We start from the raw sequence: 11,267 nt of genomic DNA, 5'->3' as shown, positions 1-11,267 counted from the left end.
GTTGCGCACGTTCTGGAGGCTCAGAACGTGCGCAACCGCCTGTTCGGCGGAAGCAGCCGGATCCTGGATGCCCGCTGGGGGCGAGGTGCACGGGCCAGTACTCTCCGCGCATGGCCATCTTCGACAAGATCCTCGAGTCCAAGTTCGTGGACCAGTACGGCGCCGACCTCGCGCCGTCGTTCGGCTTCGTGAACTCCTCCGCGTCGGCGGAGGGTGAGCTCGCCGCGACCCCGGAGCAGGTGAACGCGGCCGTGCACGCCGTCATCGCCGCGAACGGGCACCAGCTCGCAGGGGAGAGCGAAGACAAGCGCGCGATCGCCCTGATCACCAAGAAGACGTGGCTGAGCTGGGAGCTCGCCACCGGCATCGACATCACGCCGTCCACGCAGGGCTCGCACGTGGACATCTTCCTCGCGAACATGCCCGGCCGGCCGACGGCGCTGCTCGACGGCAAGAAGAACAAGAAGGTCGCGCAGAAGCTGATCGAGCAGATCCGCGCTGCGCTCTGACCTCAGCGACCCGATCAGGTGACGTAGCGCCTGGTGACGGTTCCTTCGTGGGGACCGTCACCAGGCGCTACGTCGTTCTCAGCAGGTGCTGTGGCCGTCGAGGTCGTCGCACACGAGGCGGGTGCGGGCTTCGGTGACGGTGGTGGGGGTGGTGGTGCTGGTGGTGGTGAGGGTGCCGGGGATGTCGGTCCAGGTGCTGGAGCCTTGGACGCGGAAGCGGCCTTGCCAGGTGGTGGTGAGGGTGACGGTGACGTCGGTGCGGTAGGCGTTGCCGTGTTCGTCCTCGTGGGTGCCGGGGTCGGTGCCGGGAGTGCCGAGGCGGGTGTAGGTGTGTCCGACCCAGGTGGCATCGGGGAGCGGGTCGCCGGTGTGCCAGGGGTGTCCGGGGTCGGTGGTGACCAGGGTGGTGCCGCCGGCGGAGTAGGGGTCGTCGAAGTCCCAGGTGAATTCCGTTGGCTCGGCCCGGATGATCACGGGGACGGTGAGCAGCTCGACCTGGCGTTCCTGCGGCGCCGCGCTGGTGTAGGCGGGGTAGTGCACGTTGACGACCATGGGTGGGTTGCCCTGGAGCGTGGCTTTCGGGGTGGGGATCTTCATGGTGCGGAACTCGCGGCGGGCGGCGGCGGCGATGTCGGCGGGGGTGACGCACTGGTCGTCCGTGAGCTGCTCGGGCTTGTCGTAGGTGCCGTCCTCCCGCACGCGCTGAACCCATAACGCGTCGAGGGCATACTCGCCCTCCTTGCACGGCGTCGTGATCTCGGCGATGTCGGAGCCTTCCGGGCAAGCACCTGGAGCCTTGAAGACGTCCTTGAGCGAGTCCAATTCCTCGCCCAATGTCCCGCAGGTCACCGAGTTGGTGCGGGTGTAACGGTCCTGAAGTTCGTCCTTGACGGGCTCGCGGCCCTCAGTGCCCTGCTTCCAAGCGTTGCCGTCAGCGCTGACGTTGACGTTGTCACGGTCGTCATCGGCTGCACCTGCGATCGTCACTGGAGCCTTGGTGCTGGGCGAGGGTTCGGGCGTCTCTGTGATCACAGAGCCAGCGAGCGCCAGGATGACCCCTAGCGCGATCACGGCGCCGACACGAGCAATCGTCATGACTTCGGCTGGTCAGCGATGCCAACAATGCGCCATTGTTTGTCCGCTCGAGCGATCTCCACGCGGTACTTCGTGCTTGTGCGCGGATCGGAGAAGACATCAGCCCCGGATGGATCGGTGACCGAAACGGCAGCGATTGTGGCATCGATGTCGATGGGCCAGATTCCCGTGGTCGCATCTTGTTCGTACGTGTGCGTGACCCGGGCCGCCATTTCGCCGCCATGCCAGACGAGATCGTTGGCGGTGATCTCTCGAGCCTGGTCGACCCGGTTGGCGCAGAATTTGCAGCCTTTGAGCGACATCGACTCGTACTCGGTGGTGTCTCCCGTCTTCATGATGTACGGGTCGAGTTCGAGGAAGTACACCGCCGCAGCTTCGGCGCCGGCGGGGCCGTCGTCGTCCATCGCCTTGGGGCGTTCGGGGGCCTTGACGGTCGGCGTCGGGCTGGGCGTGGGGGATGCGGACGCCGTCGGGCTGGCGCTCGTCTGCGTGGGCTCAGGCGACGGGTCGGCGGGCTGGTCCGAGTCGCAGCCGGCGACGAGGAGCGCGGCGGCCGCGGCGATGGAGGTGGCGGCGAGGATGGCCCGGTTGCGGGTCATGGGAGCTCCCTGTCGGCGGTGACGTCGGGCGTCACTGTAGGCCAAAGGGTCAGATGGTTGCCCGGGTGTCTGTGGACAACCGTGTCTGCGCAGGTGGGCCCCCGGTCGCTCGTCGCCTTCGGGCCAGGAGCCGGCACCAGTTCAGCAGGAGGGGTTGCGCGTCTCCGAGGACCTGTGGTTCATTAGTCGAGTAATGAACCCCTGAACCACTGAACCTGTGTGAGGAGGTCCGCGTGTTCGACGGACCCGAACCCATCTACGTGCAGATCGCCCAGATGATCCGCGCGCAGGTGCTCGCCGGTGAGCTCGCGGAGGAAGAGCAGGTCATGTCGACCACACAGTTCGCCACGACGTTCCGCATCAACCCCGCCACCGCCGCCAAGGCCTTCGCCGGCCTGGTCGACGAGGGCGTCCTGTACAAGCGCCGCGGCCTGGGCATGTTCGTCGCCCCCGGGGCGCGCGAGCGGCTGCTGGAGCGCCACCGCACCGCCTACTTCGACGAGGTGCTCGCCCCCGCGCTCGCGCAGGCCGACATCCTCGGCATCTCGACCGACGAGCTCGTCGCCTACGTGCTCGGCACGAACGGCCACCGCAAGCCCACGACCACCACGGAGGAGTCATGACCCCCGCACCCTTCGGCGCCCGTCTCGACGACGTCGTCGTCCGGTTCGGAGCCCAGCGCCGCATGACCGCGGAGGGCACGACCGTCAAGAACGACGCAGGCACCGCGCTGGACGGCGTCACCCTCGACCTGCGGCCCGGCGTCATCACCGGGATCCTCGGCCGCAACGGCGCCGGCAAGTCCACGCTGCTGTCGCTGCTCGCGGCGTTCAACCGGCCCACCGCGGGCACGGTCCGCGTGGGCCCCGGCGAGCTCATGGAGGACCCGTGGGAGAACCCGTGGGCCACCGCCAACGTCCAGCTGGTGCGCGAGAGCGGCGACCTGATGGACGAGGAGCGCGTCGCGACGTCGCTGAAGTACTACGCCGACCTGCGGCCCTACTGGGACGCCGACCTCGCCGGCCGCCTGCTCGACCTGTTCGAGGTGGACCCGCGCAAGAAGCCGTCCGCCCTCTCGCGCGGCAAGCGGTCCGCCGTCGGCGCCACGATCGGCCTCGCGGCCCGCGCACCGCTGACCGTGCTCGACGAGGTGTACCTCGGCATGGACGCCCCCACGCGGTACGCGTTCTACGACGAGATCCTCGCCGACTACGCCGAGCACCCCCGCACCATCCTGCTGTCGAGCCACCTGGTCGAGGAGGTCGAGCGGCTCTTCGAGGACGTCGTCGTGCTGCACCGCGGCCGCGTGCTCCTCGCCGAGCCGGCGGAGGACATGCAGGCGCGCGGCTTCAGCCTCACCGGCCCGGTCGCCGCGGTCGAGGAGCTCGCCGCCGGACGCCGCGAGCTGCACCGCCAGCGCCTCGGCGCCACCGTGCAGGTGACGATCGAGGGCGCGCCCGACGCCGGCGCCGCCGCCGCGGCGCGCGCCGCGGGCGTCGAGATCGGCTCGCTGCCGCTGCAGGACCTGTTCGTGCGCCTCACCCAGCCGCGGGACGGCGACGGCCAGGTCGCGCCCGCCGCCGCGACCCGGCGCACCCAGGACCGGACGGAGGAGACCCGATGACCGCCGCCACCGTCACCCCTGCCGAGCACGACGCCTTCGCGGCCCGGGCACGCTCCCGCGCCGCGCGCCGCGTCGCACGGTCCGTCGGCTCGGCGACTCTCCTGATCGGCTCCGGGTTCTGGGGGCTCTTCCTCGTCGCCACTGTGGCCGTGCCCCTGGTGGTCCGGCAGGCCGGCGGCGTCATGGGCGGGGGAGCGATGACGGGCGCGGAGTACGCGGCGTCGTGGTTCGCCCTCTCCCTGGGCATGATCACCGTCGCGGGGCTCACCGTCCCGCACCTCGCCGCCGGCGGCACCCGCCGGTCGATGTTCAGCGGCGCGCTGTCAGCGTCCCTGGTCGCGGGCGTCGCGTACGGCGTCGCCTACGCGGTGCTGCTCCTGGTGGAGCGAGCACTCTTCGACGGTCTCGGCTGGACCTGGGACCGGGTTGGCAGCGGGCTGGACGCCGGCGGCGCGTGGGTGGTCGTGAGCGGCGCGGCGGAGGCGATCGGCGTCGTCGTGTACATGCTCGTCGGGATGGCGGCCCAGGCCTCCTACCGCACGCACGGCGTCTGGGCCGGCACCGCGCTCCTCGTGCCCGGCTTCGTCCTCGTCGTCCTGGTCGACCACGCCACGCGCCTGGGGACCTTCTCCGACGCCTTCGGCACTCTCGGCCTCGGCGGCGACCACGCGCCCGCCGCCCTCGGCCTCGCGCAGGCGCTCGTCGTGCTGGCTCTCGCCGCAGGGTGGCTCTGGTGGCAGCTGCGCGACGTCCGCCTGCGGCCGGCGGGGTGAGCGCGATGACCGCAGCCACCACCACGAGCGCGGCCCCCGCCATCGAGGCGCCCGCCCGCGCCCTGCACCGCCATGCGGTGCGCGCGACCCGACGCCGGTACCTGCGGATGCTCGCCTTCGCCGGCGGCTGGTTCTGGGCCGGCTGGGCCGCCCTGGTGATCGGCCTGCCCGTGATCGTCGACCGCTGGGGCGGCGTCGCGGACGGCCTCACCTACGACGCCGCCGGCGGCCCCGTGCGGTGGGTGGCCTTCGCCGTCGGCGTCCTCACGACCGCGAGCACGCTCACCGTGCACGTCGCGGCGGGCGGCACCCGCCGGTCCGTCCTCGAGGGCGGGCTGCGGGCCGCCGTCGTCGCCGGGCCCGTGTTCGGCGTCCTCGCCGTGGCGCTCACCCTCGCCGAGAAGTCGGTCTACGCCGACCTCGGCCGGTACTGGCAGGGCCCCTCCGCGCCGCTGGGCGTGGACACCGTCACCGGCGTCGTCGTCCAGGTGGTGGGAGAGTCGCTCGTCGTCGTCACCTACCTCCTCGTGGGCACGGCCGTCATCGCCGGGTTCCGGCGTGCGGGGATGTGGCGCGGCGCCCTGCTCGTCCTCCCGCTCCTCGTCCCGGCGGCCCTGGCCGACCTCGCCACCCGCACCGGCCTGTTCGGCCTCCCGCTGCGCGGCGGGTACGACTCCGTCGCCGTCGGCGCGGTCGCCACCGTCGTCGGCACCGTCGTCGCCGCGGCCCTCGCCGCCGTCGTCGCGGCGCGGATGCTCCGCGCCGTCCCGCTCCGCCCCTGACCAGCCCACCTGCTCGATCACAACGAAGGAGGCCCGACATGGCCGACCCCGTGGTGGAGGTGCAGCACCTCCGCAAGACGTACGGACCGAAGGTCGCCGTCGACGACGTGTCGTTCAGCGTCGCGGAAGGCGAGATCTTCGGGATCCTCGGCCCCAACGGGGCCGGGAAGACCACCACCGTCGAGACGCTCGCCGGCCTGCGCGACGCCGACGGCGGCACCGTGCGCGTGCACGGCATCGACACGCAGCGCGACCCCGCCGCCGTGCGGGACATCCTGGGCGTCCAGCTCCAGGAGGCCGCCCTGCACGACAAGATCACCGTCGGCGAGGCGCTCGACCTGTTCGCCTCCTTCTACGCCGACCCTGCCGACCCCGCCGAGCTCCTGCGCCTGCTGGACCTCACCGAGCACGCCGGCAAGCAGTTCGCGCGGCTCTCCGGCGGGCAGAAGCAGCGGCTGTCGATCGCGCTCGCCCTCGTGGGCAACCCGCGCATCGCGATCCTCGACGAGCTCACCACCGGCCTCGACCCGCAGGCCCGGCGCGCCACCTGGGACCTCGTGGAGCGTGTGCGCGCCACCGGCGTCACCATCCTCCTCGTCACGCACTTCATGGAGGAGGCCGAGCGGCTCTGCGACCGCCTCGTCGTCATCGACGCCGGCCGCGTCGTCGCCGAGGGCACCCCTGCCGAGCTCATCGACGGGCTCGAGGGCGGCCGCACCGTCGTCGTGCGCTTCGCCGCCGCCGACGTCGACCGCGGCCGCGCCGCGCTCGACTCCCTCGCCGAGCGCGACCCCGACGTGCACCGCGTCGAGGTCGTCGAGGGCACAGGCGGCGCCTCCGCGGAGGTCGCCGTCACCGGCAGCCGCCGCGTGCTGTTCTCCCTCGTCCCCGCCCTCGCCGCCGCCGACCTCGTCCCCGACGACGTCCGCACCGTCACGCGCTCGCTCGAGGACGTCTTCCTCGCCGTCACCGGACGCACCTACGACCCCGAGGCCGCGCCCGCCCTCGCCACCGAAGGAGCCCCGTCATGACCACCGCCGTCCCCGCCGCACCCGCCCGGCCCGCCGGCCGCGCCTGGCGCGGCTTCGGCCGCCTGCTCACCACCGAGGCGCGGGTGTGGCTCCGCGACTTCGCCGCCCCGTTCTTCGGGATCCTCTTCCCGACCGTCATCCTCGTCGGCGTCGGCTTCGCGATCCCCGGTATGCGGGACCCCATCACCGACGCCCCGCCGAGCTCCGTCTGGTACGGGCTCACCCCCATCGCCACCTACCTGCCCACCGTCGTCGCCATGGCCGTCGGCACCGCGTCCCTCACCGTCATGCCGGTGACCATCGCGACCTACCGCGAGAAGGGCGTGCTGCGCCGGCTCTCCACGACGCCGATGCGGCCGCAGGGCATCGTCCTCAGCCACCTGCTCATCAACGTCGGCACCACCGTCGTGGGCGTCGCCCTCGCGCTCGTCGTCGCCCAGCTCGCGTTCGGCATCGCCGTCCCGCAGCACCTCGGCGTCGTGCTCCTCGCGTTCGTCCTCGGGCTGTGCGCCATGTTCTCGCTCGGCATGCTCGTCGCCGCCCTCGCGCCCCGTGCGTCCGCCGCGAACGCCGTCGCCATGTCGCTCTACTTCCCGATGCTGCTGCTCGCCGGGCTCTGGACCCCCGGGCCGATCATGCCCGAGGTGCTGCGCCAGATCGGCCAGTTCACGCCGCTCGGCGCCGCCGCGCAGGCCATGACCACCGGGTGGTTCGAGTCCGGGTTCCCGCTGCTGCAGTGCATCGTCATGGTGGTGTGGACGGCGGTGCTGCTGCCCGTCGCCGTGCGGGTGTTCCGCTGGACGTAGCTCGTTGCCGGGTCCGCGGCTCTTGGCTGGGGTCGGGCGGGAGGGAAGTCCGTGTCGCGAGGCGTCCGTCCGGTCGCTCGTTCCTCGCGACCTCCCGCCAGGCCCGGCCAGCCTCGCGACGCGAGACTTGCCGGTAACGTGCGGCGGATGCGCAGAGTGGCAGAGCTGGCCGGCACGTGGTTCGCGGTCCTGGTGGTGCTGGGCGGGGTGGCGGGGCTCCTGGCCCCCACGGCGCTCGCGCCCATCGCGGCGCAGACGCCGCTGTTCCTCGGGATCATCATGTTCGGGATGGGGCTCACGCTGCGGGGCTCCGACTTCGGGCTGGTCGCCCGCCGGCCGTGGGCGGTGCTGCTCGGCGTGGTCGCGCAGTTCACGATCATGCCGACGCTGGCGTGGGCGATCGGGCACCTGTTCGGGCTCGAGGGCGACGCGATGATCGGCATGATCCTCGTGGGCGCCGCGCCCGGCGGGACGGCGTCCAACGTCATCGTCTACCTGGCGAAGGGCGACACCGCCCTGTCCGTCGCGCTGACGTCCGTGTCCACGCTGCTCGCGCCGTTGCTCACGCCGGCGCTCGTGCTGTGGCTCGCGGGGTCCGCGCTCGACGTCAGCTACGGCTCGCTCGTCACGTCCATCGTGCAGATCGTGCTCTTCCCCGTGCTCGCCGGGCTGCTGGTGCGGACCTTCGCCGGCGGGCTCGTCGAGCGGTACCTGCTGCCGTACCTGCCGCTCGTGTCCGTCGGGGGGATCGTCGTCGTGGTGGCCGGCATCGTCGCCGCCAACGCCGACGCGGTGCTGGGCACCGGGATCGCGGTGGCGCTCGCCGTCGTCGTGCACAACGGCCTCGGCCTGCTGCTCGGGTACGGCGCCGCCAGCCTCGTCCGCCTCGACGAGGCGTCGCGGCGGGCCGTCAGCGTCGAGGTCGGGATGCAGAACTCCGGCCTCGCTGCCAGCCTCGCCACCACGTACTTCACGCCCGCGGCGGCGCTGCCCGCAGCACTGTTCTCCGTGTGGCACAACGTGTCCGGGTCCGCGCTCGCGTCGTTCTGGGCGCGCCGCCCCACCGCCACCACCACCCGCTGACCCGGCCGGGCGGGAGCGAGCACATGAACGGCTCAGGCTCTGTGCGCGTCGCCGCGCACAGGGCCTGAGCCGTGCGATTCCGTGAGATGCCGGGTGAGCCGTCAGGGCGAGCGCGGGGTCACCGCGCCCGCCCCGACAGGTCTCACTTCGCGGCGGGGCCGGTGACGGACACCGACATCACGCCGTTGTTCTTGTTCACGGAGTTCACCGTGATCTTCGTGCCGGTGCCGCCCACGATCACCGAGCCGCCCGGGTTGGCGGGGTCGTAGTAGGCGTTCGGGTCGGTGTCGTCGAAGGTGCTCTTCGCCTTCGTGCCGCCCGCCTGCAGCGTCGTCATGCCGTTCTCGGTCTCCCGGTGCAGGCTGATCTTGTCCATCGTGCCGAGGCCGAAGGTCGCGTCGAACGACTGGATGCGGCTCCGGGCCAGCGTGCCGTCCGACCACGTGAGCGCCGCGGAGTTCGCGTCGACCGGCAGGGCCTGGCCGCCGCCCGGGTGCTTCGACGTGTTGTTGTCGGCGAAGAAGCTGTTCTTGTACCAGACGAGCAGGCCGTCCTGGTAGGGGAACTGCTCCACCGTGTTCGGCTTCGTGAGGGTCCAGCCGAAGTTGTACGGACCCTCCTTCAGCGTCGTGTCGTAGCCGGCGTACTGCCGGTTCTCCGCGACGTAGTAGTGCGAGAACTGCGCCTCGTAGGTGCCGTCCTCGCCGACGATCGTGAAGCCGTCGTTGGTCCAGCCCGCCGCGTCGTCCGCGAAGTCCTCGCTGAGCGCGTCGCCCACGGTGACGTCGTCGACCAGGAAGCCGAGCTCGTTCGTGCCCGGGTCGCTGGTGTAGCGGAACCGCACCTGCACGGACTGGCCGGCGTACTGCGACAGGTCGGCGGACAGGTCCACCCACGCCTTCTCCGACGAGCCGGTGATGCCGTTGTCGGCGTCCGCGGCCGAGAGGTTGGTGGGCACGGTCGCCCACGTCGACCCGCCGTCGGTCGAGACCTCGACGTAGGCGTAGTCGTAGTCCTCCTCGATGGAGTACTGCACCTTCGCGGCCAGGGCGCCGCCCGAGGGCACGGTGAACGCCGGCGAGGCGAGGGTGTTGTTGAGGTCGCTCGCGGAGCCGGAGAACGCGAACTTGCCGTCGATCGGCTCGACGCCGAGGTCGACGTCCCGGACGCCGTCGGGCAGGTTCACGACCACGGCCTGGTTCTTCTTCGTGGCGTGGTAGGACGGCCCGAGGTCGACGTCAGCCTTCTGCCCGGGCTGCACCGTGGTGTAGTCCAGCCAGCCGAGGAACATCTTCTCCGTGGCGCCCATGTGGTTGGGCGTGGTGCCGATCGTCCCGTCGCCGTGGCCCAGCCAGGAGCCGGAGCTCATGAGGTTCCAGAACGCGGTGCCGTTGTCGCCGCCGGCGGTGTCGTAGTAGTCCGGCAGCCCGAGGTCGTGGCCGAACTCGTGCGCGAAGACGCCGAGGCCGCCGTTCTCCGGCTCGGTCGTGTAGTCACGGATCCAGACGTCGGAGTCGCCGATCTTGATGCCGCCGACCTTCGGGAAGTCCGCGGGCCCGACCTTGCCGAGGCCGGCCTGGTTCACCGCCCAGCGGTGCGACCAGATGGCGGACTCCGGCGCGCCGGCCTCCTCGCCCTCTCCGGCGTGGATCGCCTGGAAGTGGTCGATGTAGCCGTCGGGCTCGTTGGTGATGCCGTCGCCGTCCAGGTCGTAGCGGTCCCAGACGTCGAACGACTGCAGGTAGGCGTCGATCTCGTCCTTGGTCTTGCCCTGGGCGATCTGGTCGGCGTACCAGGCGTCCGCCGTGTCCTGGATGAAGCGGGTCATGTCCTCCTGGGACTCGGTCTGCCCGTAGGAGGCCGAGCTGTAGGGGACCGTGACCCAGTCGGACACGTCGCCCTGCAGGTCGAACCGGCCCGAGGACATCTCGTCGTAGACGTCGGCGAACGACTCACCGCCCTGGTCCTTCAGCCCGGTGAAGAACATCTCCTTGTAGTGCTCCTGGGAGAAGTCCGACTCCCAGTAGGTGGAGTTGTCGTCCGCGTCCGGCTCCGCGATCTGGTTGTGCACGGGGCCGGAGGCCGGGGCGTCGGGGAAGCGGTCGTCCGCCTTGTCGCCGAAGTCGACGAGGAAGGTCAGCAGCTGCGCCGTCTCCTGGGTGCCGTACTCGACCCACTGGCCGCCCGGGACCTTGACCGCCTTCGACGCGTTGGCGCCCTTGCCGCGCGTCTGGACGGTGGCCTCGCCGGTCGCGACCCGGTCGACGGCGTCCTGCTTGAGGTCCTGCCGCTTCGCCGCGAGCGGGTCCGGGCGGTCGTCGTCCTTGACGTGCGCCGCGGGGTCGGACGGCGGGGCGTCGGCCGCCGGTGCCGCGGCGGCGATGCCAGGCACGAGGACGGCGGCGGTCAGCAGCGCTCCCGCCGCGCCGAACGCGCTGGTGATACGTGCTCTCACAGCTATTTCCTCCAGGGGTGTCGGAGAGGCCCGGCCGCCGTGGCCGAGCACCGAGTGGCCCGAGACGTGCCCGGGCGAACTGTGGCGTGCACAGGTAACCAGATTCACGTTTCAACCGCTCGACTCGTCCAGGTGTGTCGGGCGACACGTCTCCCGGGCGACCGTGCCGGGCCGCACCGACCGGATCGTGGACGCGGTGGACGAGAGGGGCGGGGGCGACGTACCGTCGTCGCCGTGAACCCCCGTTGGTATTGGCGCTTTACGCCGGCTCCGTGTGCGAAGTGCACGGTGCGGCGGGCGAACGCCTGACCGACACCCTTCCTCCGGAGCCAGCACAGGGCCTGGGACGCATCGCGCGTCCGGGCCCTTCGTCGTCAGACGGGCCGCTCCGGTCGGGCATGGACCCACGGTTCGTCGACGACGCCGAGCCCCATCCCGACCGCCCCGCCGCCGACACCCTCCAGGAGCCCCGCGATGAGCACCGCCACCCCCGCCACCCCGAGCACCACC

The 11,267-nt window shown here is 71.6% G+C and carries 12 protein-coding genes; 8 read left to right on the top strand and 4 right to left on the bottom strand.

All coding sequences use genetic code 11. The features are described from left to right. Window positions 1-110: 110 nt before the first annotated feature. Complete coding sequence (locus tag ACFWDO_RS12885) at window positions 111-509, top strand: hypothetical protein (RefSeq protein WP_380346975.1); 399 nt, start codon at window positions 111-113, stop codon at window positions 507-509. Window positions 510-587: 78 nt separating this feature from the next. Here ACFWDO_RS12885 and ACFWDO_RS12880 read toward each other — a convergent pair whose 3' ends face one another. Beyond that, window positions 588-1,496: a hypothetical protein gene (locus tag ACFWDO_RS12880; RefSeq protein ID WP_380346973.1), complete on the bottom strand. Its 909-nt coding sequence runs from the start codon at window positions 1,494-1,496 to the stop codon at window positions 588-590. Between the two features lie 104 nt (window positions 1,497-1,600). Then, window positions 1,601-2,203 carry a DUF6318 family protein gene (locus ACFWDO_RS12875; RefSeq protein ID WP_380316756.1) on the bottom strand — a complete coding sequence of 201 codons (603 nt, stop codon included), beginning with the start codon at window positions 2,201-2,203 and terminating at the stop codon, window positions 1,601-1,603. A gap of 233 nt (window positions 2,204-2,436) precedes the next feature. Here ACFWDO_RS12875 and ACFWDO_RS12870 point away from each other — a divergent pair, with 233 nt between their 5' ends. The 7 genes from ACFWDO_RS12870 (at window position 2,437) to ACFWDO_RS12840 (ending at window position 8,302) form a co-directional block, all read left to right on the top strand. Beyond that, entirely contained in the window at window positions 2,437-2,826 is a 390-nt protein-coding gene (locus tag ACFWDO_RS12870) for a GntR family transcriptional regulator (RefSeq protein WP_380316753.1), read from the top strand. After that, complete coding sequence (locus ACFWDO_RS12865; protein ID WP_380316750.1) at window positions 2,823-3,827, top strand: ATP-binding cassette domain-containing protein; 1,005 nt, start codon at window positions 2,823-2,825, stop codon at window positions 3,825-3,827. Before ACFWDO_RS12870 ends, ACFWDO_RS12865 begins: the two co-directional genes overlap by 4 nt. Next, window positions 3,824-4,600: a hypothetical protein gene (locus ACFWDO_RS12860; protein WP_380316747.1), complete on the top strand. Its 777-nt coding sequence runs from the start codon at window positions 3,824-3,826 to the stop codon at window positions 4,598-4,600. The genes ACFWDO_RS12865 and ACFWDO_RS12860 overlap by 4 nt, the downstream gene beginning before the upstream one ends. Window positions 4,601-4,605: 5 nt before the next feature. Further along, complete coding sequence (locus ACFWDO_RS12855; RefSeq protein ID WP_380316744.1) at window positions 4,606-5,382, top strand: hypothetical protein; 777 nt, start codon at window positions 4,606-4,608, stop codon at window positions 5,380-5,382. Window positions 5,383-5,420: 38 nt separating this feature from the next. Further along, complete coding sequence (locus tag ACFWDO_RS12850; protein WP_380316741.1) at window positions 5,421-6,413, top strand: ABC transporter ATP-binding protein; 993 nt, start codon at window positions 5,421-5,423, stop codon at window positions 6,411-6,413. Then, window positions 6,410-7,219, top strand: a complete 810-nt coding sequence (locus ACFWDO_RS12845) for an ABC transporter permease (protein WP_380316738.1) — start codon at window positions 6,410-6,412, stop codon at window positions 7,217-7,219. The genes ACFWDO_RS12850 and ACFWDO_RS12845 overlap by 4 nt, the downstream gene beginning before the upstream one ends. A gap of 147 nt (window positions 7,220-7,366) precedes the next feature. Then, entirely contained in the window at window positions 7,367-8,302 is a 936-nt protein-coding gene (locus ACFWDO_RS12840; RefSeq protein ID WP_380316735.1) for a bile acid:sodium symporter family protein, read from the top strand. A 142-nt stretch (window positions 8,303-8,444) separates the two neighbouring features. Here the strand turns inward: ACFWDO_RS12840 and ACFWDO_RS12835 are convergent, their stop codons facing one another. Further along, window positions 8,445-10,757: an immune inhibitor A domain-containing protein gene (locus ACFWDO_RS12835; RefSeq protein ID WP_380316731.1), complete on the bottom strand. Its 2,313-nt coding sequence runs from the start codon at window positions 10,755-10,757 to the stop codon at window positions 8,445-8,447. 374 nt (window positions 10,758-11,131) lie between these two features. Beyond that, window positions 11,132-11,266, bottom strand: a complete 135-nt coding sequence (locus ACFWDO_RS12830; protein ID WP_380316727.1) for a hypothetical protein — start codon at window positions 11,264-11,266, stop codon at window positions 11,132-11,134. Window position 11,267 lies beyond the last annotated feature (1 nt).

It is taken from the genome of Isoptericola sp. NPDC060185 (assembly GCF_042728595.1).
GTDB lineage: Bacteria > Actinomycetota > Actinomycetes > Actinomycetales > Cellulomonadaceae > Isoptericola.
The sequence above is the reverse complement of the archived record's forward strand: the minus strand, read 5'-3'. Positions and strand labels throughout refer to the sequence as shown.

Excerpts from the sequence above, each read along its gene's own strand:
- ACFWDO_RS12885 (WP_380346975.1), top strand. The coding sequence starts at position 111 with ATGGCCATCTTCGACAAGATCCTCGAGTCCAAGTTCGTGGACCAGTAC.
- ACFWDO_RS12875 (WP_380316756.1), bottom strand. The coding sequence starts at position 2,203 with ATGACCCGCAACCGGGCCATCCTCGCCGCCACCTCCATCGCCGCGGCC.
- ACFWDO_RS12865 (WP_380316750.1), top strand. The coding sequence starts at position 2,823 with ATGACCCCCGCACCCTTCGGCGCCCGTCTCGACGACGTCGTCGTCCGG.
- ACFWDO_RS12860 (WP_380316747.1), top strand. The coding sequence starts at position 3,824 with ATGACCGCCGCCACCGTCACCCCTGCCGAGCACGACGCCTTCGCGGCC.
- ACFWDO_RS12855 (WP_380316744.1), top strand. The coding sequence starts at position 4,606 with ATGACCGCAGCCACCACCACGAGCGCGGCCCCCGCCATCGAGGCGCCC.
- ACFWDO_RS12850 (WP_380316741.1), top strand. The coding sequence starts at position 5,421 with ATGGCCGACCCCGTGGTGGAGGTGCAGCACCTCCGCAAGACGTACGGA.
- ACFWDO_RS12845 (WP_380316738.1), top strand. The coding sequence starts at position 6,410 with ATGACCACCGCCGTCCCCGCCGCACCCGCCCGGCCCGCCGGCCGCGCC.
- ACFWDO_RS12840 (WP_380316735.1), top strand. The coding sequence starts at position 7,367 with ATGCGCAGAGTGGCAGAGCTGGCCGGCACGTGGTTCGCGGTCCTGGTG.